Annotated in this window: 15 protein-coding genes; 6 read left to right on the forward strand and 9 right to left on the reverse strand. The window is 72.2% G+C overall.

Going from position 1 to position 23,145, the window contains the following annotated elements:
• The first annotated feature begins 19 nt into the window (after nucleotides 1-19).
• A complete protein-coding gene (locus C4U44_RS22740; protein ID WP_103887829.1) occupies nucleotides 20-1,219 on the forward strand; it encodes a Gfo/Idh/MocA family protein in 1,200 nt (399 codons plus the stop codon).
• Nucleotides 1,220-1,258: 39 nt separating this feature from the next.
• On the forward strand, nucleotides 1,259-2,065 hold the full coding sequence (locus tag C4U44_RS22745; protein WP_103887830.1) for a hypothetical protein: 807 nt from the start codon (nucleotides 1,259-1,261) through the stop codon (nucleotides 2,063-2,065).
• A gap of 17 nt (nucleotides 2,066-2,082) precedes the next feature.
• On the opposite strand, the gene C4U44_RS22750 is transcribed toward C4U44_RS22745, so the two are convergent.
• Both C4U44_RS22750 and C4U44_RS22755 read right to left on the reverse strand, forming a co-directional pair.
• Nucleotides 2,083-2,610 carry an NUDIX hydrolase family protein gene (locus C4U44_RS22750; protein ID WP_103888045.1) on the reverse strand — a complete coding sequence of 176 codons (528 nt, stop codon included), beginning with the start codon at nucleotides 2,608-2,610 and terminating at the stop codon, nucleotides 2,083-2,085.
• A gap of 73 nt (nucleotides 2,611-2,683) precedes the next feature.
• Nucleotides 2,684-5,842, reverse strand: a complete 3,159-nt coding sequence (locus tag C4U44_RS22755; protein ID WP_103887831.1) for a glycoside hydrolase family 2 TIM barrel-domain containing protein — start codon at nucleotides 5,840-5,842, stop codon at nucleotides 2,684-2,686.
• Between the two features lie 638 nt (nucleotides 5,843-6,480).
• On the opposite strand from C4U44_RS22755, the gene C4U44_RS22760 reads away from it, so the two are divergent.
• Nucleotides 6,481-8,721 carry a glutaminase family protein gene (locus C4U44_RS22760; protein ID WP_103887832.1) on the forward strand — a complete coding sequence of 747 codons (2,241 nt, stop codon included), beginning with the start codon at nucleotides 6,481-6,483 and terminating at the stop codon, nucleotides 8,719-8,721.
• A 5-nt stretch (nucleotides 8,722-8,726) separates the two neighbouring features.
• A complete protein-coding gene (locus C4U44_RS22765) occupies nucleotides 8,727-11,999 on the forward strand; it encodes a TIM-barrel domain-containing protein (RefSeq protein WP_103888046.1) in 3,273 nt (1,090 codons plus the stop codon).
• A gap of 68 nt (nucleotides 12,000-12,067) precedes the next feature.
• Here the strand turns inward: C4U44_RS22765 and rhaI are convergent, their stop codons facing one another.
• The 7 genes from rhaI to C4U44_RS22800 all read right to left on the reverse strand — a co-directional run bounded on the left by rhaI (nucleotide 12,068) and on the right by C4U44_RS22800 (nucleotide 20,011).
• Nucleotides 12,068-13,234, reverse strand: coding sequence for an L-rhamnose isomerase (gene rhaI, locus C4U44_RS22770; protein ID WP_103887833.1), 1,167 nt, complete (start codon nucleotides 13,232-13,234; stop codon nucleotides 12,068-12,070).
• A gap of 87 nt (nucleotides 13,235-13,321) precedes the next feature.
• Nucleotides 13,322-14,791, reverse strand: a complete 1,470-nt coding sequence (locus C4U44_RS22775; RefSeq protein ID WP_103887834.1) for an L-fucose/L-arabinose isomerase family protein — start codon at nucleotides 14,789-14,791, stop codon at nucleotides 13,322-13,324.
• Nucleotides 14,788-15,144: an L-rhamnose mutarotase gene (locus tag C4U44_RS22780; RefSeq protein ID WP_103887835.1), complete on the reverse strand. Its 357-nt coding sequence runs from the start codon at nucleotides 15,142-15,144 to the stop codon at nucleotides 14,788-14,790. Before C4U44_RS22780 ends, C4U44_RS22775 begins: the two co-directional genes overlap by 4 nt.
• A 100-nt stretch (nucleotides 15,145-15,244) precedes the next feature.
• A complete protein-coding gene (locus C4U44_RS22785; protein ID WP_103888047.1) occupies nucleotides 15,245-16,315 on the reverse strand; it encodes a substrate-binding domain-containing protein in 1,071 nt (356 codons plus the stop codon).
• Between the two features lie 96 nt (nucleotides 16,316-16,411).
• The gene (locus C4U44_RS22790; RefSeq protein ID WP_200823359.1) at nucleotides 16,412-17,464 is read right to left on the reverse strand and encodes an ABC transporter permease; all 1,053 of its coding nucleotides are present in this window, start codon (nucleotides 17,462-17,464) and stop codon (nucleotides 16,412-16,414) included.
• Nucleotides 17,454-18,497 carry an ABC transporter permease gene (locus C4U44_RS22795; protein ID WP_103887836.1) on the reverse strand — a complete coding sequence of 348 codons (1,044 nt, stop codon included), beginning with the start codon at nucleotides 18,495-18,497 and terminating at the stop codon, nucleotides 17,454-17,456. Before C4U44_RS22795 ends, C4U44_RS22790 begins: the two co-directional genes overlap by 11 nt.
• Nucleotides 18,494-20,011, reverse strand: a complete 1,518-nt coding sequence (locus C4U44_RS22800) for a sugar ABC transporter ATP-binding protein (RefSeq protein WP_103887837.1) — start codon at nucleotides 20,009-20,011, stop codon at nucleotides 18,494-18,496. Before C4U44_RS22800 ends, C4U44_RS22795 begins: the two co-directional genes overlap by 4 nt.
• A gap of 765 nt (nucleotides 20,012-20,776) precedes the next feature.
• Here C4U44_RS22800 and C4U44_RS22805 point away from each other — a divergent pair.
• Nucleotides 20,777-21,748: a patatin-like phospholipase family protein gene (locus C4U44_RS22805; RefSeq protein ID WP_103887838.1), complete on the forward strand. Its 972-nt coding sequence runs from the start codon at nucleotides 20,777-20,779 to the stop codon at nucleotides 21,746-21,748.
• A 119-nt stretch (nucleotides 21,749-21,867) separates the two neighbouring features.
• A complete protein-coding gene (locus C4U44_RS22810; RefSeq protein ID WP_235032271.1) occupies nucleotides 21,868-23,097 on the forward strand; it encodes a lysophospholipid acyltransferase family protein in 1,230 nt (409 codons plus the stop codon).
• Nucleotides 23,098-23,145 lie beyond the last annotated feature (48 nt).

The following is a 23,145-nucleotide window of genomic DNA, read 5'->3' on the forward strand; positions in this document are numbered from 1 at the left end:
GCTAAGGACTGATGCAGGCGTGACCACCTCGGATCTGGCTCTCGGCGTCCTCGGCTACGGGCTGCGCGGCTCGCTGGCCCGCACCGCGCACCGGCCCGGCGCGGGCGCGCGCGTCACGGTCCTCGCCGACCCCGACCCCGCCGCGCGGGCCAAGGCGGCCCGCGACCTGCCGGGCGTGCGCACCGTCACCGACCACCGCGAGGTCGTCGAGGGCCGCGGCGTCGACGCCGTGCTGATCCTGACCCCCGACCACACCCATGCCGACCTCGCCTGCCAGGCTCTGCGCGCGGGCACGCCGGTCTTCCTGGAGAAGCCGCTGGAGATCACGGTCGAGGGGTGTGACACCATCCTGCGCACCGCCCACCGCACCGGCACCCCGCTGTACGTGGGCCACAACATGCGGCACATGCCGGTGGTGCGGCTGATGCGCGACATCGTCGCGCGCGGCGAGATCGGCACGGTCCGGACCGTGTGGATCCGCCACTTCGTCGGGTACGGCGGCGACTGGTACTTCAAGGACTGGCACGCCGAACGCCGCAACACCACCGGCCTGCTGCTGCAGAAGGCCGCGCACGACATCGACGTCCTGCACTGGATCGCCGGCGGCTACACCCGCACGGTGCAGGCCCTGGGCGACCTGATGGTGTACGGCGACAACCCGCACCGCCGCGCGCCGGGCGAGCCCAAGCACGACGACTGGTACACCACCGACGGGCACTGGCCGCCCGCCACCCAGCGCGGCCTCAACCCGGTCATCGACGTCGAGGACGTCTCCCTGGTCAACATGCGCCTCGACAACGGCGTGCTGGCCGCCTACCAGCAGTGCCACTTCACCCCCGACTACTGGCGCAACTACACCGTCATCGGCGACGCCGGGCGGCTGGAGAACGTCGGCGACGGTCCCGGCGCGGTGGTGAAGGTGTGGAACTCCCGGCGCTCCGCGCAGCGCACCGACGCCGACGCCGAGTACCCGGTGCCGGAGCAGGACGAGGGCGGCCACGGCGGTGCGGACCCGCTGCTGATCGACGAGTTCCTGCGCTTCGTCCGGGTCGGCGGCCGTACCGACACCTCGCCGGTCGCCGCGCGGATGGCGGTGGCCGCCGGGGCCCGGGCCACCGAGTCCCTGCGGGACGGCGGAACCCCGCGCGAGGTGCCGCCGCTCGACCCGGAACTCGTCGCCTACTTCGACAACGGCCAGACCGCCCCCGGCCGGCCCTGACGTCCGCAGCCGTGCCCCGCCACCCCCACCGGAGATGACATGCGACCCGCCACCCCCTCCCGTACCGCCACCCCGTCCCGTACCGCCTCCCGCCGCGCGCTGCTGCGCTCGGCGACGGTCGCCGGCGCGGCGGCACTGCTCGGCCTCGCGATGACCGGGCAGTCGTGGGCCTCCACACCCACCTCGACCTGGACCACCGGGGCGCCGACCCCGGTCAGCCGGCTCACCCTCCCGATGTCCTTCGAGTCCGCGCCCGCCGCCGGCGGCATGTACTTCGCGTACTACACGACGCTGGAGAGCGGCACCCGGCCGTACGCCGGCTTCCAGCCCAAGGAGGACGACGCGGACGGCCGCCCCACGCTCCAGGCGGTGTTCAGCTCGTTCAACGCCGCGGCCACCACCACCGACACCAACTGCTCGTACGGCGCCGACGGCGGCGCCGGCGTGAGCTGCGCGGCCCGGTTCGCGTACACCAGCGGCACGATGTACGCGCTCGTCCTGCAGCGCGCGAGCGTCACCGGCGACACCCAGCTGATGACCGGCGACGTGGTGGACGAGTCGACCGGCGCGATCGTGACCCACATCGGCAGCTTCAGCCTGCCGTCGGACGCCGGCCGCTTCAAGGCGTCCGACTCCGGCTTCATCGAGCCCTACCTCACCGCCGGATGCTCCCAGCAGGTCACCGTGACCTACGGGGAGCCGGTCGGCTCGGAAGGCGGCAGCGACTTCACCGGTACGCCGCCGGTCGTCACCGACCCCTCCTCCGGCAGCTGCCTGAGCACCGCCTCCACCACCACGGCGCAGGGCCGCCGGGTCACGGTGACCGGGGACGCGTACACCGGGTAGCGGCGCCGGGGGTGGGGTCAGACCAGGCGGCCGACGTGCGCCAGCGCCTGCTTGAGCAGGGTGCCCCGGCCGCCTGGCATCTCCTCCTGGAGCTGCGGTGAGGACGCCTCCTCGGGCGTGAACCAGACCAGGTCCAGCGCGTCCTGCCGCGGCCGGCAGTCGCCCGCCACCGGGACGACGTAGGCGAGCGACACCGCGTGCTGGCGCGGGTCGTGGTACGGCCCGACGTCCTGGGTCGGGAAGAACTCGGCGACGGTGAAGGGCTGGAGGGAGGCCGGGACCCGGGGCAGCGCCACCGGTCCCAGGTCCTTCTCCAGGTGCCGGACGAGCGCGTCCCGCACCCGCTCGTGGTGCAGCACCCGGCCGGAGACGAGGCTGCGGCTGACCGCGCCGTCCGGTCCGATCCGCAGCAGCAGGCCGATCCGGGTCACCTCTCCGTTGTCGTCGACCCGTACCGGTACGGCATCGACATAGAGGATCGGCATGCGGGCGCGCGTCAGCTCCAGGTCCTCGGGAGCCAGCCAGCCGGGCGTGGTGTCGGTCATGTCAGCCATTGGGTGATCGTATGTGGAGCACCGGCGTCTCCGGTATGGCGTCCGGTGCTCCCCGTACGGTCGGTCAGCCGGCGGTCGCCGTGAGTTCGCTGATGCGTTGCGCGCCCGACGCGGTGCCGGGCGTCGCGCTGGTCAGGTCCAGCCGCAGCCGCGCGGTGTGCACGGCGGTGAAGGCGATCACCGTCGGGGCGCCGCTCGCGCTCGCCCAGGTGACGGCGGGGTCGGGCACCGGGCTCCAGCGGTCGCCGTCCCAGTACGACACGGTGACGGTGGCCGGCAGGCTGTGCGTCGCGTCGACGGTGAAGGAGACGGAGACGGTGTCGACGGCGCGGGCGTCGGCCCAGGTGACCGACACCCAGTCCGCCGGGCGGGCCCCGTTGAAGGCGGGCAGCAGCGCGGTGGCGCTCTTGTTGAAAGCGTTGGACCAACCGGTGGCCGGGTTGCCGTCGAGCATCGCGGCCGGCAGCGAGGTGGAGGAGCCGGAGTAGCTCGCGTCGGCCAGCGGGTACTGGGGTGCGCCGGGTCCGGGGTCGGGCGCGAACCGGAGCGGGGGAGTGGTGGCCGCCGCGCCGGGCGCGCGAGTGGTGCGGACCGAGGCGGTGGCGGAGTGCAGGCCGGGCGCGCTCGCGGTCACGTCGAGGTGGCCGGCGGTGCTGCCGGTGCGGACGATGGCGAGTGCCTTGCCGTGGAAGGCGGTCCTGGTGGTGGCCTGGTACCGCTCGGCGCTCTCCTGCTGCCCGTTGTCGAGGCCGGCCAGCGAGCCGCCGGTCACCGCGAAGGTGAGCAGGTGGTCGGCGCCGGGCACCACGACGCCGCGGGAGTCGATCACCTCGGCGGTGACGAAGACCAGGGAGTCCCCGTCGGCGACCGCGGAACCGCGGTCCGGGGTGAGCCGGACGGCGTGCGGCTCACCGGCGGTGCGCAGCACGTCGGTGGCCACCACCTTGCCGTTCCTGCGCGCGACCGCCTTCAACTCGCCCGCGGCGAAGGGCACGTCCCAGGTCAGGTGCAGCTTGCCCGCACTGCCGTTCGGGCTGGTGTAACTGCCGGGGTAGGCGCCCGTGGTGACCGTCTTGTCGTCGCCGGTCGGCTCCGTGGTCTCCAGGTAGGTCCGCCCGTCCAGGGTCTTCTTGGTGTCGAAGCGCCGCACGCCCAGCGAGCGGCCGGCGAGGAAGAGTTCGACGGTGTCGACGTTGGAGTACGCCCACACCTGGACCGTCTCGCCGGGGGCGTGGTCCGTCCAGTCCATCGGCACCAGGTGCACCATGGGCTCGGTGGTCCACTGGCTGCGGAAGAGGTGGTACATGTCCTTGGGGAAGCCGGCGGTGTCGACCGCGCCGAAGAAGGACGACTTCACCGGGAAGACGCCGTACGGCGTGGGCTCGCCGATGTAGTCGGTGCCCGACCAGAGGAACTCGCCGACGAAGAACTCCCGGTCGCGGTCCTTCTTCAGGCCGTACTCGCCGCTCATGGTCCACGACGCGAGGTTGTTGTCGTACGACGAGGTGGCCCGCCGGCCGGGCGTGTAGTTCTCGCCGGTGTTGAGGTGCTGCGGCTCCTGGTAGGTGCCGCGGCTGGAGGTCTCCGAGGACGACTCGGACTCGAAGAGGAACAGGTGCGGGTAGCGCGCGTGCAGCGCGTCCACCGAGGTCGCGGTGTTGTAGTTGAGGCCGAGGCCGTCGAGCTTGGCGAGCATCAGGTCGGCCGCCGAGCCGACCGCGGGCAGCCCGCGGTACTTGTCGGAGCCGATGACGATCGGGCGGCTGTCGTCGAGCGCGCGGATCGCACTGATCAGCCCGTCGGCCATGGCCAGTCCGGCGGTGCTGGTGGAGTCGGGGATCTCGTTGCCGATCGACCACATCATCACCGCGGGCGAGTTGCGGGCCGCGCCGACCATCTCGGCGATGTCGGCGGCGCTGTTGGCGTCGAAGAAGCGGCCGTAGTCGTAGGTGTTCTTGCCGGTGTGCCAGCAGTCGAACGCCTCGACCATCATCACGATGCCCAGTTCCTCGCAGACCTGGATCATCTCCGGCGAGGGCGGGTTGTGGGAGGTGCGGAAGGCGTTGACGCCCATGGACTTCATGGTGGTCATCTGGCGCAGCACCGCGTCGTAGTGGATCGCGGAGCCGAGCGCGCCCTGGTCGTGGTGGAGGTCGACGCCCTTGATCTTGGTGGGCTCGCCGTTGACCGACAGCCCGTGGTCGGGGTCGAGGGTGAGGTGGCGCACGCCGAAGACGGTGCTGACGGTGTCCACCGTCCTGCCGCCGACCTGGACCTCGGTCTGCAACGAGTAGCGGTTGTCCGGGGTGGCGGGGGACCACAGGTCCGGCCGCTCCACCCGGAGTTCGACCGTGACCGGCTGCTCGCCGGTGGCGACCGCCAGCGCGAGCGGCGCCGAGCCCCGGGCGACCTGGTGGCCGGCGCGGTCCCGCACGGTGGTGACGACGGTCGCGGCGACGGTGCCCGCGGTCTCGTTGACGACGCCGATCCGGGCGCGGACGGTGGCGTATCCCGCGCCCTTCGCCGGGTGGAGGGTGTCGGCCAGGTCCGGCGTGGTGACGTAGGTGCCGTGCCGGGCGACGTGCACCGGGTCGGTGACGACCAGCCGGGCGTGGCGGTAGATGCCGCTGCCGGAGTACCAGCGGCTGCTGGGCAGTTGGTTGCGGACCTGCACGGCGATGACGTTGGGCGTGCGGCCGTCGGTGTGCAGCAGGTCGGTGAGGTCGTAGGCGAACCCGGTGTAGCCGTAAGGGTGGTTGCCCACCTGCGTGCCGTTGCAGTAGACGTAGCTGTCCATGTAGACGCCGTCGAACTCGACGCTGATCCGGCGGCCCCGCGCGGCGGCGGGCAGGGTGAACGACCGGCGGTACCAGCCGAGTCCGCCGGGCAGATAGCCGCTGCCGCCGGCGGTGCCGTTCGCGGTGGTGGGGGTCTGCTCGATGCTCCAGTCGTGCGGGACGCGCACCTCGCGCCAGCGGGAGTCGTCGAAGCCGGGGTCGGCGGCGTCCGCGTAGGCGCCGGTCGGATCGGTGATCCCGGCCGGGTTGACCAGCACGAAGCGCCAGCCGTCGGCGAGGTCGACGGTGCGGGGCAGGCCCGACGCGGACGTCTCCGGGTGGGCCGGGTCCGGCTGGGCGCTCGCGGTTCCGGCGAGGCCGGGCAGGGCGGGGACCGCGGCTCCGGCCGCTCCGGCGATCAGCAACGACCTGCGGTTGACCGGCATGGCGTGACCCTTCTCGTTGATATGCACCCGACGGCCCGTGAAGAGTCGTCATAACTGACCAGCTTTGAACAGAACCAACCACGCGCTCACGGATTCTTGCACCGCCGCACTGCAAGGGGTCAAGGGTCGCGTCAGGGCTTTCCCGCACGGTTTCCGCAGGCCGTCCGCCTGGTGAGCCGCCCGGTCGGGTCCCGGCCGGGACGTCTTTACAACGATGGAGAGATGACGTCGTCCTGCTGGGGCGATCCGCACTCCATGGCGTCGCTCCGGGTCTCGTCGCGAGCTGCGTGCGGGCCCGCGGTCGAGGGGCGCGGGCGCCGCCGGAGGCCGCGGTCCGGATTCCCGCGCACCACCTGAGTCGACCTCAAACCTGCTGATCGGTAAGGGTTTTCCTTTACCCGGAGTAGCCGTTCCGGAGCGTCCGCGCGTGGTGCCGGGCGGCGCGAATCCGTCCGGTACGAGGGATGGACATGGCATCGGGCCTGTGCTGTCATCGACCTGCTTCGCTTTACATCGTTGTAGGAAACTCTTCCGACGGACCCGCCGCCGCCGGGCTCCGGCCCGCTCCGCCCCTGCTCCGAGCCGGACCGCGCGCCCCTGCCATCCGCTCCCGAGGGAGCGGTCCCTGGAGGAAACCGATGACACAGAGAACCGACGACACCGGGTTGCCGGGCGCCCCGGACGGACCGGAACCGGGCGGGCTGTCCCGGCGCGGCCTGATGCGGTGGACCGGTGCGGCCGGTGCGCTCGGCGTCGCGGGCGCCGGGCTGCTGCCCGGGCTCGCGGGCACCGCGCAGGCCGCCGGCGCGGACACGGCGGACGCCTCCGCCGCGAGCACCTCCGCCAAGGGCGGCGCCGCACCCGCCGCCGGAGACACCGTCTTCGACCCGATCCGGCCGCCGTCGGTGCCGCTGGCGGTGCGCTCGCCGTACCTGAGCGCGTGGCTGCCGGCGAGCACCACCGCGGGGACCTGGCCGACGTTCTGGACCGGCCACACCGTGGCGATGACCGGGATCGCGCAGATCGACGGCGTGCCCTTCCTCTTCCTCGGCGCGCCCAACATCGACGGCCAGGTGCTGCGCGGCATGGCGCAGCGCTCGCTGACCACCACCGCGACCCGCTCGGCGTTCCGTTTCGAGGCGGCCGGCGTGGAGTTGGCGCTGACCTTCCTGTCCCCGGTCGAACCGGGCGACCTGCGCCGGCAGTCGATGCCGCTGTCGTACCTGACCGCCGAGGTCAGCAGTCTCGACGGCGCCGCGCACGACGTGAAGCTGTACTTCGACATCTCCGGCGAGTGGGCGCACGGCGACACCGGCACCAAGATCCGCTGGGCGCAGGAGCAGGTGCCCGGCGCCGGCAGTGCCACGGTCACCTCGCTGTCCTTCACCCCGGACACCCCCAAGGAGCTCGCCGAGAACGGGGACATGGCGAGCTGGGGCACCGTGGTGTGGAGCGCCACCGGCCGCACCGGGCTGACCTGGCAGATCGGCGCCGACACCGCGGTGCGGCCCGCCGCCCTGACCGACGGCAGGCTCGGCGACAGCTCCGACACCCGCCAGCCGCGGGCCATCAACGACGACTGGCCGGTCTTCGCCTTCCACTTCGACCTCGGCAGCGTCCGCCGCACCGCGCAGCGGGCGGTGCTGTCCCTCGGCCACGTGCGCGAGCCCGCGGTCAGCTACCTCGGCACTCCGCTGCCTCCGCTGTGGAGGTCCTACTGGCCGGCCTGGCAGCAGATGGCGGCCTTCTTCCACGCCGACGCGGACGCGGCCGCCACCCGGACCGCCGCCCTCGACCGCAAGGTGCGCACCGAGGCGACCGCGGCCGGCGGTCCGAAGTACGCGGCGCTGTGCGCGCTGGCGCTGCGGCAGGCGTTCGGCGGCACGGAACTGGTCAGCAGGGACGGCGAGCCCTGGGCGTTCCTGAAGGAGATCTCCTCCGACGGCAACGTCTCCACGGTGGACGTCACCTACCCGGCGACGCCGGTCTTCGCCTGGGCCGACCCGGCCTACCTCGGGCTGCTGCTGGCGCCGCTGCTGGAGTACGCCGAACACGGCGGCTGGCCCAAGCAGTTCGCCCCGCACGACCTCGGCTCCTCCTACCCCAACGCCGCCGGCCACAACGACGGCAACGAGGAGGACATGCCCGTCGAGGAGTCCGCGAACATGCTGCTGATGACCGCGGCCTACCTGCGCGGGGTGGACGCGGCGACCCGCAAGGCGTTCGCCACCGCGCACTACGCGATCCTCAAGCAGTGGTCGGACTACCTGGTCGACAACGCCCTCGACCCGGGCTTCCAGAACCAGACCGACGACTTCACCGGCTTCATCGGGCACAGCGCCAACCTCGCCCTGAAGGGCATCCTCGCGCTGGGTGCGATGAGCCAGGTCGCGGCGGCGGCGGGCAACGCCGCCGACCGCACCCGCTACCTGGGCGTCGCCAAGGACTACATCGGGCAGTGGGTCGGCAAGGCGCAGGACACCACACCGGACCACCTCAAGCTCGCCTACGACCAGCCGGGCACCTGGAGCCTGAAGTACAACGGCTACCCGGACGCGCTGCTCGGACTCGGCCTGGTGCCGGACTCCGTCGCCGCCGAGGAGGCGGCCTGGTACCTCACCCAGGTCAATCCGTTCGGCATCCCGCTGGACGTGCGGCACGCCTACACCAAGGGAGACTGGGAGATGTGGACCGCGGCGTGGCTGCGTGACCATCCGGTCAGCGGCTATCTGATCGACTCGCTCTACGAGTTCGTGCACACCACCCCGTCCCGGGTGCCGTTCAGCGACTGGTACGACACCGTGAACGACCACCAGAACGGCTTCCAGGCGCGCCCGGTGGTCGGCGGCGTCTTCGCGCTCCTGAGCCTGGGACGGTGAGCACCATGACCAGGCGCGCGAGGACGCGCACGATACGGCGGCGGGTGGCCGTCGTCGCGGCGGTGGCCGCCGCCGCGACCGTGCTCACCGGCACCGGGCAGTCCGCCCTGGCACGTGGTGGTGCGGCCCACCCGCACATCCCGACCGTGACCGAGGGCAACGCCCGCTTCGAGGTGCTGTCGCCGACGCTGATCCGCACCGAGTACGCCGGCGACGGCACGTTCACCGACAGCGCCACCTTCAACGCCATCGGCCGGGACTCCTTCACCTCCACGCCCTACACCTCCAGCACGTCCGGCGGCTGGCTCACCCTCAAGACGAGCAAGGTGACCCTGCGGTACAAGCTGGACTCGGGGGCGTTCACCGCGCAGAACCTGTCGGTGAACCTCACCGCCGGGTCCGACCCGGTGACCGCCACCCCCTGGAACGGGCTGACCTGCGACGTCGGCGCGCTGTGCGAGGCGGAGGACCTCTCCGCCGCCGGCGTCAGCGCGGCCTCGGACCACACCGGGGCCACCGGCACCGGCTTCCTGGCCGGCTTCACCTCCGCCGGCGACGCGGTGACCGCCGACGTGAACGCCTCCTCGGCCGGGAGCTACGAGTTCGACGCCCGCTACGCCAACGCGCTCGGCGGCGACAACCAGAACACCACCCGCACCCTGTCGCTGTCCGTGGACGGCGGCACCGCCCGCACGGTGAGCCTGCCGGTGACCGCGGACTGGAACACCTGGAGTGTCGCGCGGGTGCCGCTGGACCTGACCGCGGGCCACCACACCGTGACGCTGGAGCACGCCGCCGCGGACTCCGGCAACGTCAACGTCGACAGCATCGCGGTGGTCACGCCCGGCGCCTCCTACCCGGGGGTCTCCGCCACCGCGATCACCGACTGTGCCTTCGGGGCGAGTTGCGAGTCGGAGGCGGGCCGCGCCTCGGGCTCGGCGAAGGTCGCCACCGACCACCAGGGCTACTCCGGGGCCGGGTTCGTGGCCGAGCTCAACCAGGGCGCCGGACTGGCGCACCGGGTCGTCGGGGTGCCCGCCGACGGCACCTACCTGCTGCGGCTGCGCTACGCCAACGGCGTCGGCGGCGACGGGCTGCACCAGACCCGCAGCATGACGGTCACCGCGGGCGGCGCCACCACGACGCTCAACCTGCCGGCCACCACCGACTGGGACACCTGGGGCACCGCGTCGGTCCCGGTCAAGCTGACCGCGGGCACCGACGACATCAGCCTGGGCTGCCCGGACGCGACGAGCTGCCACGTCAACGCCGACACCGTGTCCGTCACGGCGAGCAGCGCGTCCGCGCCCCCGCCGCACCTGGCGCTGGGCGGCTACCGCCGCGGCCTGGACGGGGTCAACGGCGACAACGGCGACCCGGCCACCACGCCCGGCCTGCTCTACCGGGACGGCTGGTACCTGCTGAACGACACTTCCTCGGCGCTGTACTCCACCGCGACCGGCACGGCCACCGCCCGGCCCGGCCACGGCGGTGCCGCCTACCAGGACGGCTACCTGTTCGGCTACGGCCACGACTACCAGCAGGGCCTGTCCGACCTGGCCACCCTCACCGGCCCCTCCGAGCTGCTGCCGGAATGGGCCTACGGCGTCTGGTACTCGGAGTACATGGACCGCAGTGCGGCCGACTACGAGAACACGATCCTGCCGGACTTCCGCTCCGAGGGCGTGCCGCTCGACGCGCTGGTCACCGACACCGACTTCAAGTCGCCCGCCACCTGGGACGGCTGGGAGATGGATCCGGCCAAGTTCCCCGACCCCAAGGCGTTCTTCGACTGGGCGGCGGGCCAGGGCCTGCACAACACCCTGAACATCCACCCGAGCATCGTCTCCAACGACCCGCAGTTCGCGCAGGCCGAGGCCACCGCGAAGAACAAGCTCACCAAGAGCGGCTGCAGCGGAAGCGTGTGCACCTACACCTTCGACTTCGGCGACCCGGACCAGCTCAAGGCGTACATGGGCCTGCACCAGACGATGGAGCAGCAGGGCGCCGACTTCTGGTGGCTGGACTGGTGCTGCGACAACTCCGACTCGACGCTGGCCGGTGTCACCCCCGACGCCTGGATCAACCAGCAGTACGCCACCGACGCGAACAAGACGGTCGGGCGCGGCTTCGTGCTCTCCCGCGCCTACGGCTCGCTCCAGTCCGGCGGCTACAGCAGCCCGACCGGGGTGCCCACCGGCCCGTGGGCGGACAAGCGCAGCACCGTCCACTTCACCGGGGACACCTCCTCCACCTGGGGCACCCTGAAGTTCGAGGTCGGCTACACCCCGGGTGAGTCCGCGTCCACCGGGCTGTCGGCGGTCAGCCACGACATCGGCGGGTTCAACGACGCGACCGGGCTGACCGGTTCGGAGACGTACAACGACGGCGGGACGCAGAAGTCCACCACCAAGCTCCCCGACGACCTGTACGCGCGCTGGGTGCAGCTCGGCACCTTCCAGCCGGTGGACCGGCTGCACGGCAACCACAGCGACCGGCTGCCCTGGCAGTACGGCACGGCCGCCCGCACCTCGGCCGACAAGTTCCTCAACCTCCGCGAGGACCTGCTGCCGTACACCTACACGCTCTCCCAGCAGGCGAACACCACCGGCGTCCCGGTGGTCCGGCCGATGTACCTGCAGTACCCGGAGGAGAACAGCGCCTACACCACCGCGGACAGCGAGTACATGTACGGTCCCGACGTGCTGGTGGCGCCCGTCACCACGCCCGGCACCACCGCCACCACCTCGGTGTGGCTGCCGCCGGGCACCACCTGGACGGACTACTTCACCGGCCAGACCTACCCCGGCGGCACCACCCAGACCATCACCACCGGGCTGGACAGCATGCCGGTGTTCGTGAAGGCCGGCGCGATCGTGCCGACCCGCACCGACCACGTCACCAACGACGTGCAGAACCCGCTGACGAAGGTGACGCTCACCGTCGCCGGCGGCGCCTCGGGCTCCTTCTCGCTCTACGAGGACGACGGCACGTCGGCGCCGTCCGCGACCCACTCCTCGACGACCGCGATCCACTACACCGAGAAGAAGGGACAGCACACCCTGACGATCGGACCGGCGTCCGGGTCCTTCCACGGCCAGGTCGCCAGCCGCCAGTGGACCGTCACCGTCCGCGGGGTCTCCGAGCCCACCGCGGTGGCCGCCACCGGCACCCGGCTGCCCAGGTCGGCCTGGAAGTGGAGTGCGGCCGACCACAGCCTGACCGTCACCCTCCCGGCCCGCAGCGTCCACGCCCCCACCACCGTCACCTTCCACTGAACGACCGCGGGGGGCGGGCCCGGCAGCTGCCGGACCCGCCCCCCGGGCGTCGGTGGAGGTGCGGTCGGTCAGGCGCCCCAGCCGGCCTGGTTGCCGCCCACCCGGCCGGCCACGATCTCGTCGGCGTAGCCGGACCGCGCGTACGCCGCCATCGGGTCGGGGTCCAGACCCATCTCCTCGCGCAGTTCGGCGAGAAGGGGGCGCACGTCGGTGTTGAAGGCGTCCATCAGCACGCCGTTCGCGCCCAGGACGTCACCGGCGGCCTGCGCGGCGGCGAGCGCCTCGGTGTCGACCAGCAGCGCCTTGGCGGTGGCCTCCTGGACGTTCATCACCGACCGGATCTGCCCGGGGATCTTGGGCTCGATGTTGTGGCACTGGTCGAGCATGAACGCGATCCCGGAGTCCTGGTCCAGCCCGCCGGCCTGCTTGACCTCGAAGAGGATCCGGAAGAGCTGGAAGGGGTCGGCGGCGCCGACGATGAGGTCGTCGTCGGCGTAGAAGCGGGAGTTGAAGTCGAACGCGCCGAGCTTCCCCTCGCGCAGCAGGAACGCCACGATGAACTCGATGTTCGTGCCCGGCGCGTGGTGGCCGGTGTCGACGCAGACCTTCGCCCGCTCGCCCAGCCGCAGGCAGTGCGCGTAGGAGGTACCCCAGTCCGGCACGTCGGTGGTGTAGAAGGCGGGCTCGAAGAGCTTGTACTCCAGGATCAGCCGCTGGTCGGCCGACAGCCGCTCGTACACCGCGGCCAGCGCCTCCGCCAGCCGGTCCTGCCGGGCCCGGATGTCGTCCTGGCCCGGGTAGTTGGTGCCGTCGGAGAACCACAGCTTCAGGTCGCGCGAGCCGGTCCTGTCCATCACGTCGACGCAGGCGAACAGGTGGTCCAGCGCCTTGCGCCGGATGGCGGGGTCGGGGTTGGTGACGCTGCCGAGCTTGTAGTCGTCGTCCTGGAACACGTTCGCGTTGATCGTCCCCAGCGCGATGCCCGCGTCGGACGCGGCTCGGGCCAGCACCGTGTAGTCCTCGACCTCGTCCCACGGGATGTGCAGGGCGACGGTCGGCGCGACACCGGTGTGGGCGTGCACCCGCGCGGCGTCGGCGATCTTCTCGAACGGGTCGCGGGGCACGCCCTGCTGGGCGAACACCTTGAACCGGGTGCCGGAGTTGCCGAACGCCCACGACGGCAACTCGATCCGCTGCGTGCGGAGGACGTTCTTGGCTGCCTCACGACCGGCCATGGGCGGACCTGCTTTCCAGTGCTGACGGTTCCGGCGCGTGCTGCGCCGGGTGGGGGGAAGGTGCGGGCGCGGTGGGGCGGTCCGGTCTCATACCGCCACCTCCACCAGCTCGACGCCGAGGAGATCAGCCGTGGCGCGCAGTTGCGGCATCAGGTCGCCGACGCCCAGCGCCCAGTGGTGCGAGATGCCGGTCGCGCTCCACGCGTCCGTCCACTCGCCGGGGTCGCAGCCGAAGTCGACCCGCGAGGTGGTGTTGCCGATCTCCAGCAGCGGTCCCGGCACGACCTCGCCGGTCGAGGCGACGAACCGGAAGGCGCCGTCGCGCTGCTGGGCGATACCGAAGGTGGTCACTGGGCCGTGCGCCACGTCGAACTCCACCGACACCCCCCAGCCGCGCTTGCCGTGGTAGACGCCCAGGCCGCGCAGCAGCGGGCGCCGCTGGCTGATCGCCAGGTGCGCCGGGCCGTCGTGGCCCATCTCCACCACGTTGTCGCGGAAGTTGAGTGCCTGCAGCTCGGTGAACGAGCCGCCGCCGCCGAGCCGGTCCACGATCAGCATGGCCAGCGAGGTGCGCAGCTCGTACTCGCCGGTGGCGGGCACCCCGCGCGCGGTGAGCAGCGACGCGCCCAGGATCATGCCCGCGCCGAGCCGTTCGTGCTGCTCGCCCTCCAGCCCGCGGTGGTAGTAGGCGAGGCTGTCCAGCGAGAAGTCGTCGACCAGCCGGTCCAGTCCGACCGACACCTTCGCCGCCCACCGGAAGTCCTCCTCCTGGACGGTCGGGTCGAGGTCGAACACCTCCCGGGCCAGCTCGATCCGCTCCCGGACCTGAGCGTCGGTGACCGCGGCGACCCGCACCCGCAGGTCGTCGAACTCCAGCACCTCCATGTGCCCGCCGAAGTTCGCCGGGACCAGGGTCAGATCGGTCGACACGTCGAGCATGCCGGGGTAGAGGTGGCCCATCAGGCCGTGCCGGCCGTGCCGCAGCGCGCCCCTGACCCCGGCCGCCTTGATCCAGCGGCCGATCCGGGCCCAGGCCCGCTCGTCCTCGACGTACCCCGACACCGAGCGGAAGTCGATGCCGCAGCGCAGGAAGGCGTTGGCCATCTCCGGCAGCGGGCAGGCACCGCAGTACGCCAGCCACTGGCCGGTGTCGAAGGTCGCGTGGTCCATCGCCTCGGTGGGCTGGAGGTTGATCAGCAGCACCGGCGCGCCACTGCGCTGCGCGATGGGCACCAGCATCGACGCGGTCATGTAGGTGGTGAGGAAGCCGACGATGATGTCGCAGCCCGCCACCCGCAGCGTCTCCGCGGCGCGGGCGCCGTCCTCCGCGTCCGAGACGAACCCGGCGTCCACCACCTCGCAGTCCAGGGCCCGCATCCGCTCGGCCACCCGGGCCGAGGAACGCTGGAGTTGGGGCAGCAGGTCCGGGAACTGCGGCCAGTAGGCGCCGAGTCCGCCGGCCACCAGCCCCACCTTGGTCCGGCGGGCGGTGATCCGCTCCAGGCCGGGCGGGGAGGAGGGGTCGTACGGCTGGGAGGAGTCGAAAGTCGTGGTCATCGGCCGGGCCCTTCTCCGCTTGCACGCAGTTGGTCGTCGAGGTTGAAGATCTGCCGGAGCAGCTGGAATCCTTCGTCCGGCGGCTGCCCGTGCAGTCCGGTGAAATACGGGGCCATCTCGGCCTGCCAGCGGGCGTTCACCTCGGTACGGGCCATCGCGGCCTGGGCGGCGGCCAGATCGTCGGCCTCCACGTATCCGACGATCAGCCCGTCGTCCGCGGCGAAGATCGAGTAGTTGTGCCAGCCCGTGGCGTCCAGGGCGCGCAGCATCTCAGGCCATACCTGCGCGTGCCGCTCGCGGTACTCGTCCAGCCGGTCGGGCCTGACCCGTAGCAGGAAGCAGTAGCGGTTCATCCGGTGGTCGTTCCCTCGTGCTCTCCGGGCGCCGGGGGCGTCCCGGGTGCCGCCGGCGCCGGCCGGCCTCCGCGGGAGGCCGGCCGGGCGCCCCGCGACATCAGAAGTTGAACTTGTCGACGTTGGAGGCGTCGAAGACGGTCGGCGGGCCGAGCACGACCGACGGGCCGACTCCGCTCGCCGGGGCGAGCACCTTGTAGCTGCCGAGGGTGCCGGCCTTGAAGGTGGACCCGGTCTGCAGGCTGGCGCTGCCGGACGCGAGCGACGCGGCGGCGTAACCGGCCAGGTAGCCCAGCTGGTTGGGGTTCCACAGCTCGAAGGACTTGACGGTGCCGTCCTTGACGTAGGACTTCATCTGCGACGGCAGGCCGAGCCCGGTGAGGGTGACCTTCTTGGCGACGTCCTTGTGGTTGGACAGGTACTGCGCCGCGGTGGAGATCCCGACCGTGGTCGGCGAGATGATGCCCTTGAGGTTCGGGTACGCCGACAGCAGGCCCTGCAGCACGGTCAGCGACGTGGCCGGGTCGTCGTTGCCGTACACCGTGCTGACCAGCTTCATGTTCGGGTACTTGGTGAGCTGCTTCTTCATGAACCCGATCCAGGCGTTCTGGTTGGTCGCGCTCGCCGCGGCCGACAGGATCGCGACCTGGCCGGTGCTGCCGATCTGCTTGGCCAGCAGGTCGACCTCGGAGGTGCCGACGTCCGCGGTGTCCGCCTGGTTGATGAAGAGGTGGTTCGGGCTGGTGCCGCAGGAGATGTCGGAGTCGAAGGAGACGATCTTGATCCCGGCGGCCGACGCCTGGTTGAGCGACGGGCACAGCGCCGACGGGTCGTTGCCGGCGATCACGATCGCGTCGGCGTGCTTCTGGATCGCGGTCTGGATCGACGGGATCTGGGCGGCCGCGGTGTCGGCGGTGCCACTGCTGACCACGACCTTGCCGCCGAGCTCCTCGAGCGCCTTCTTGCCGCCCTGGTCGGCGAGCACCTCGTAGGGGTTCTGGGTGTCCTTCGGGATGAAGTAGACCGTCAGGCCCTTCTTCACGCCGGTAGCGGTCGGCTTGCCGGTCGGGTCCGAACCCGCGTTGGAGGAGGAGCCGCACGCGGCGAGCATGACGCCGGCCACGGAGAGGGAGAGGATCGCGGTCGCCCTGCGGCGCGCCGTTCTGCTAATGGTCACGTGACTGTCTTTCTTCAGAGGGTTGGACGGGAACGGCCGGCGCCGCCGGGTACCGGCCGGTGATGAGGGGAGCGGCGGGCGGGACGGTCGTCAGGCGGCGGGCACGGGCCCGCGCCGCCGGCGTGCCCTGATCCTGCGGACCAGCTCGCCGCTGTTCGGCACCAGCACGCTGACCAGGAGGAGCGAGCCGGTGACGATGTTCTGCACCTCCGGCTGGACGCCCATCTGCGTCAGCGCCTGCTGCAGGCAGCCGACGATGACCACGGCCAGCACCACACCGATGACGGTGCCGCGGCCACCGAAGATCGACACCCCGCCGAGCAGCACGATGGCCACCACGTTGAGTTCGAGCCCGGTGCCGGCGTCGTAGCTGACCGAGGAGTTCTTGAGGGTGAACAGGATGCCGGCCAGCGCGCAGAAGACGCCGGAGACCACGTACAGCCCGAACTTGATCCGGTCGACCCGCACCCCGGAGAAGCGGGCCGCCTCCGGCTGCAGGCCGATCGCCACGATGGAGCGGCCCAGCGCGGTGGCGTGCAGCACCACGCCGAAGATGATGGCCAGCACCAGGAAGATCAGCGCCGACCAGGCGATCTTCGTCCCTTGCACCGGCACCACGCCGATCTTGGTCAGCGAGATCGGGAAGCCGGTGATGGTGCGCGGCGCCAGCACGATCTCGGCCAGCCCGCGGAAGAGGGTCAGCGTGCCGATCGTCACCGCGATCGACGGCAGCCCCATCTTCGCGACCAGCAGCCCGTTGAGCGCGCCGCCGGCCGCGCCGACCAGCAGTGCCGCCGCCATCGCGGCCCACACCGACCAGCCGTCGTGGAAGAGCGAGCCCATCACGGTGCCGGACAGGCCCAGCATGGAGGCGACCGACAGATCGATCTCGCCGGTCATCACGATCAGCGTGAGGGGCAGCGCCATGATGGCGATCTCGCCCATGTTCAGGCTGATGTAGAAGAAGTTGGTGCCGTCCAGGAAGCCCGACTCCTTCGCGGAGCCGAAGATCAGCACCGCGATCAGCACGAAGACCAGCGCGGTCTCCCAGCGCACCAGCTTGCGCCACAGCGGCTGCCCGCCGTCGTCGGCGCCGCGGTAGGAGACGGTCTCCGACGGCTTGGTGGTGATGTCAGGCGTCACGGTGGGCTCCCTGTGCGGACTGGAGGCTGCGGGCCACCCGCAGGCCCAGCCAGCGGTCGAAGGCGATGGCCGCCAGCAGCAGCCCGCCGGCGATCGCCTCGTTCCAGAAGGACGAGATCTTGGCGGCGACGAGCGCCTGGTTGATCGTGTTCAGCAGCAGCGCCCCGAGGGCCGCGCCCAGTACGGTGCCGCTGCCGCCGAAGATGGCGACCCCGCCGACGACCACCGCGGAGACCACGGTCAGCTCGTAGCCGTTGCCGCCGGTGACGTCGATCTGGGCGTGCAGGGCGAGGAACAGCGAGCCGGCGAAGCCGGCCAGCGCGCCGCTGATCAGGAAGGCGGTGAACACCCTGCGCCCGGCGGGGATGCCGGCCAGCGAGGCCGCCTCCGGGTTCGAGCCGATCGCGTACAGGTCGCGGCTGGCCCGGAAGGAGCGCATCGCGTACCCGACGACCGCGACCACCACCGCGACGATGATGGCCAGCCACGGCACCCCGAGGAAGGTCCGGTACCCCACCTCGGTGAAGGACTTGGGGATCGCGGCCGGGTCGATGGTCTTGCCGTTGACGATCACGCCGTCCACACCGCGGACGATGTAGAGCATCGCCAGCGTCACCACCAGGCTCGGCACCCGGGTGACGACCGTGATCAGGCCGTTGATCGACCCGATCACGGCGCCGATCACGATGCCGAGCACGTAGCCCAGCAGCACCGGGAAGCCGGAGTGGTGCTTGAAGACGTCGCCCACGATGTAGGCCGACAGGCCCACCACCGAGCCGACCGACAGGTCGACGTTGCGGGTGACGATGACCATCGTCTCGCCGACGCCCAGCAGCGCGATCAGCGCGGCGCCGGTGAGCAGTTGCTGGATGCTGTGCGCGTTGGCGAAGGCGTGGTTGCTGATCGTGGTGGCCACGAAGACCAGCACGATCGCGACGCCGATGCCCAGTTCGCGGGCCCGCAGCAGGGCGGCGCCGCGGGCGAAGCGCTCGGTGTCGGGCGCCGGGGCGGGTGCGGTGAGCTGTGCGGTCATGACGCCACCGCCGCGTAACCGGTGGCGGCGCGCATGATCGAGTCCTCGTCGGCCTCGGCGCGGCTCAGCTCGGCGGTGATCCGGCCCTCGTGCAGGACGAGGACGCGGTCGGCCATGCCGAGCACTTCGGGCAGTTCGGACGAGATCATCAGTACCGCCATCCCGTCGGAGACCAGGCCGTCGAGGATGCGGTGCACCTCGGCCTTGGTCCCGACGTCGATCCCTCGGGTGGGCTCGTCGATGATCAGCAGGGACGGGCCGCGGGCCAGCCACTTGCCGAGCACGACCTTCTGCTGGTTGCCGCCGGACAGCGTGGAGACCTCGTTCTTCATCCGGCCGAACTTCAACTGCAGGCGGTCCGCCCACGTCGAGGCCAGATCCCGCTCCGAGCCGCGCCGGATCAGGCCGAACCGGCCCAGCCGGCCGAGCGAGGCGAGCGCGACGTTCCGGTCGATCCCCATGTCCATCACCAGGCCCTGCTGGCGCCGGTCCTCCGGCACCAGGGCCACCCCGGCGGCCATCGCCGCGGCCGGCGCGCCGTTGCGCAGCGACCTGCCGTTCACCCGGACCGTGCCGGACGTCCGGCGGTCGATGCCGAAGATCGCCCGGGCCACCTCGCTGCGGCCCGCGCCGACCAGCCCGGCCAGCGCGACGATCTCGCCGCGCCGCACGCTGAAGCTGATGTCCTCGAAGACGCCCTCGCGGGTGAGGTGGTCGACCTCCAGCACGGTCTCGCCCGGGTCGGTCTCCGTCTTCGGGAAGAGGGCGCCCAGTTCGCGGCCGACCATCGACCGGATGATGGAGTCGGCGGTCACCTCCTCGATCGGGGCGGTGCTCACGAACCGCCCGTCCCGCATGATCGTGACGCGCTGGCAGCTGGCCAGCACCTCCTCGATCCGGTGCGAGATGAACAGCACCGCGGCGCCCTGCTCGCGCAGGGTGCGCATCACGTCGAAGAGCCGCTCGACCTCCACCGAGGTCAGCGCGGCGGTCGGCTCGTCCATCACCAGCACCTTGGCGTCCAGGGACAGCGCCTTGGCGATCTCGACGATCTGCTGGTCCGCGACGGACAGGCCGCGCGCCTGGCGCTGCGGGTCCAACTGCACCCCGAGGCGCTCGAAGACCGCCACGGCCGCCTTGTTCATCGCGGTCCGGTCGATCCGGCGGCCGGCCCGGCGCGGCTGGCGCCCCATGAAGATGTTCTCCGCGACGGTGAGGTCGGGGAAGAGGGTGGGTTCCTGGTAGATGATCGACACCCCGGCGGCGCGGGAGGCCGCGGGGCCGGACAGGACGACCGGGGTGCCGCCGATCACCAGCCGCCCGCTGTCGGGCTGGTGCACGCCGGCGAGGATCTTCACGAGCGTGGACTTGCCCGCGCCGTTCTCGCCCAGCAGGGCGTGCGCCTCCCCTGGATGAAGGGTCACCGACCCGTCCTCGAGCGCGCGCACCGCGCCGAAGCGCTTGGCCGCCTTCTCCAGGACCAGGAGCGGCTCTTTACCTACCGGATGGTTCATCGTGCCAGGTCCTCGTCTTGGTGTGGTGCGTCTCCGCGGCGGGCTCGCCACATCTGTGTCCACCCCCTCCTCGGAACGCCGTCCGGACGCGTCGTGCCCTCGGTCCGGACGTTCGGGTCACCGATAAAAATTGGAACGTTTCACGAAAGTTGACGGAGGCGACACTATGGCCTCGGTCACTCCGCGTCTAGGGTCCGGCGCGTAATATCCGCTCGCGGTCAAGACCGCTGGTCGGCGAGGCGGCTCCGGCGGGCCGCCGGGCGGGCCCGGAACCCCTGGTCGCCCGGCCGCCCTTCGCGCCCACGCGGTGTTCCCGCCGCCGGGCCGCCCGCCCGGTCCCGGCTGCCCCGCGGGGCCCCCTTCCGGGCAACGCCCCTGGTCATGGCGGGTGTCGGCGGAGGTCCGGCCGGTGCGTGTACGGTTGCGCCCCGAGGGCGCGCCGGGGCGGCCGGGGCCGAGCGGTCGGCATCGTTTCCGAATCGTGCCGGTACGCCCCATTGCGGAGGCCGTTCGGCGCCGTTATTCTATGCACCTTTGAAACGTCTCAGGTCGGCAAAGCTCATGAGCGGCCGAGCAGTTGGCCGAGGTGCGCAGCCTCGCGGAGGGCTCTTCGGTAGGAGTACCCCGGGGTGCGGCTTCTGACGCGTCATCAGCAGGTGAATCGGCCGCGCCGGTTGCTCCGCCGCGGGGCCGCTCGGCGGACGCCGGGGGATCGCGGGCGATCGCGACGGAATGGTCGCGCCGGGACGGGGCACGCGGGGCGGCATGGAGAGCAGTCCTGCACCGGTGCGCGGACCGGCGTTCGTGCTGGGTGGGGGAGGGGCGCTCGGAGCGCACGAGGTCGGGATGCTCAAGGCGCTGTTCGCCGCCGGAGTACGGCCCGGCCTGGTGCTGGGCACGTCCGTGGGCGCGATCAACGGGGCGGCCGTCGCGGCCGACCCGTCGCAGGACGCGGTGGCGCGGCTGGAGGAGTTGTGGACCGGCCTCGGGCGGGCCGGCGTGTTCACCGGGTCGCTGGTGGGGCGGGTGTCCACCGCCGTGCGCACCGGCACCCACCTGTACGCGGACGCGCCGCTGCGCACCCTGCTCGGCACCCACCTGCCGGTCGCCCGCATCGAGGACCTGGCCGTGCCGTTCCAGTGTGTGGCGGCGCGGATCGAGGACGCGGCCGAGCACTGGTTCGGCGGCGGGCCGCTGGTCGACGCGGTGGTCGCGTCCTGCGCGGTACCGGGGCTGCTGCCGCCGGTCCGGCTCGGTGACGCGCACTTCGTGGACGGCGGGCTGGTCAACAGCATCCCGGTCGGCCGGGCCGTCGCGCTGGGCGCACGCGAGATCTACGTCCTCCAGGTCGGCCGGGTCGAGCACGCCCTCGCCCCGCCCCGGTTGCCGTGGGAAGTGGCCACGGTCGCCTTCGAGATCGCGCGCAGGCACCGCTTCGCCCGCGACATGGCCGACCTGCCGCCGCACGTCACGGTCCACGTGCTGCCCAGCGCCTCCACCCGCGAGGAGACCGGCGGCACGTTGCGGGGGCTGCGGCACCGGGCCGCCTTCGACCAGACCGCCGCACGCATCGAACGCGCCTACGCGGCGTCCGCGCGCTACCTCGACGGTGCGATGGGGGAGGAGGGCGGTGCGCCGAATGACGGTGCGCCGGGTGACGGTGCCTCGGGTGCGGAAGGCGGTGCGCCGGATTCGGAGGGCGGTGCCTCGGGTGCGGAAGGCGGTGCCCCCGCATGACGACGCCGTCCCCGCGGCCGGACGACCCGCGGGCAACGCCCCCTGCCGGCAGCGGTGAGGGGCCGGCTGCACGGTCGGTGGCGCCCGGGCAGGCCCCGCCGTCGGGTGCGGAGCCGGGCGTGCCCGAGCAGGTACCCCCGCCGGGCGCCGAAGCGGTCGTGCCCCCGCCCGGAACGGCCGCCGATCCCGCGCCGGCCACCCCGGGGCAGCGCGGGAGTGCGGGGGAGGACGGGTCCGCAGGCGCGCCCGCGCCCGTGGAAACCGTATACAGCGCCGCGGAAGCCGTATACAACCGCGCACCCCGCGCGAACCGTTCCGCGGGCTCGGCCGCTTCCTCCGTGGTGGCGCTGCTGCGGCGGACGGCCACCGTCGCGCTGCTGCTGGCCCTCATCCCGGTCGCGGGCGCGGTGCTGGTGGCCGTGACCGTCCTCGGCGCTCCCGTCTCCTCGCTCACGCGGGGGCCGTGGCGGCAGACCCGGTTCACCGGTTTCGCGCTGCTGTACCTCCTCGTGGACCTGGCCGGACTCGCCCTGGCGACGGCGCTGTTCCTCCGGGATCCGTGCGCGACCCCGGCCGCCCGCGGCAGGCGGCAGGTGACGGCGTTCGCCGCGCTGGCCCGGCTGCTGGCCCTGTTGCGCCGCACCGCCGCACGCGTCTTCCGGCTCAGGGTCGAGATCACCCCCGCGCTCCCTCCGCGCGACGGCCCGCATCGGACGCCGCTGCTCGTCCTGGTCCGCCACGCGGGCCTCGGCGACTCCTTCCTGCTGCTCCAGGTCCTGCTCACCGAGGCGGGCCTGCTCCCGCACACCGTGCTCAAGGGCATGCTGCGCGCGGACCCCTGCCTCGACGTGCTGCTGGGTCGCGTACCGCACCGCTTCCTGCCGCCCGCTTCCGGCACCGCCACGGACGGCATCGCCTCCCTCGCGGCGGGACTGCGCGCCGGGGACGCGCTCGTCCTCTTCCCGGAGGGCGGCAACTTCACCCCGCGCCGCCACCGCCGGGCGATCGCCGGGCTGCGCCGCCGCGGCCTGCGGCGGCGGGCCGACCGCGCCTCCCGGCTGCACTACGTCCTGCCGCCGCGCGACGGCGGGGCGCTGGCCGCGCTCGCGGCCGCACCGACCGCGGACGTCGTCTTCGTCACGCACGCGGGGCTCGACATCATCGACTCCCCACGCGCCGCTTGGTCCGCGCTGCCCCTGCGGCGTCCGGTGCGGGCGCACTGGTGGCGCATACCCGCCGCGGCCGTCCCGCCCGGCCAGGAGGCCCGCAGCGAGTGGCTGCTCGCCCAGTGGGAACGCGTCGACCGCTGGACCGCGGCCCACGCGGTCGCGCAGACCCCGCATGTCTGACGGAACGTCACCGAGCGTGCCGTGAGCGTTTTCCGCGTGCCTGACTAG

The organism is Actinacidiphila yanglinensis, from assembly GCF_900107965.1.
Classification (GTDB): Bacteria; Actinomycetota; Actinomycetes; order Streptomycetales; family Streptomycetaceae; genus Actinacidiphila; species Actinacidiphila yanglinensis.

Coding starts and splice junctions, on each gene's coding strand:
- C4U44_RS22800 (WP_103887837.1), bottom strand. CDS start 20,011: ATGAACCATCCGGTAGGTAAAGAGCCGCTCCTGGTCCTGGAGAAGGCG.
- C4U44_RS22795 (WP_103887836.1), bottom strand. CDS start 18,497: ATGACCGCACAGCTCACCGCACCCGCCCCGGCGCCCGACACCGAGCGC.
- C4U44_RS22775 (WP_103887834.1), bottom strand. CDS start 14,791: ATGACCACGACTTTCGACTCCTCCCAGCCGTACGACCCCTCCTCCCCG.
- C4U44_RS22805 (WP_103887838.1), top strand. CDS start 20,777: ATGGAGAGCAGTCCTGCACCGGTGCGCGGACCGGCGTTCGTGCTGGGT.
- C4U44_RS22750 (WP_103888045.1), bottom strand. CDS start 2,610: ATGACCGACACCACGCCCGGCTGGCTGGCTCCCGAGGACCTGGAGCTG.
- C4U44_RS22745 (WP_103887830.1), top strand. CDS start 1,259: ATGCGACCCGCCACCCCCTCCCGTACCGCCACCCCGTCCCGTACCGCC.
- C4U44_RS22765 (WP_103888046.1), top strand. CDS start 8,727: ATGACCAGGCGCGCGAGGACGCGCACGATACGGCGGCGGGTGGCCGTC.
- C4U44_RS22780 (WP_103887835.1), bottom strand. CDS start 15,144: ATGAACCGCTACTGCTTCCTGCTACGGGTCAGGCCCGACCGGCTGGAC.
- C4U44_RS22755 (WP_103887831.1), bottom strand. CDS start 5,842: ATGCCGGTCAACCGCAGGTCGTTGCTGATCGCCGGAGCGGCCGGAGCC.
- C4U44_RS22760 (WP_103887832.1), top strand. CDS start 6,481: ATGACACAGAGAACCGACGACACCGGGTTGCCGGGCGCCCCGGACGGA.
- rhaI (WP_103887833.1), bottom strand. CDS start 13,234: ATGGCCGGTCGTGAGGCAGCCAAGAACGTCCTCCGCACGCAGCGGATC.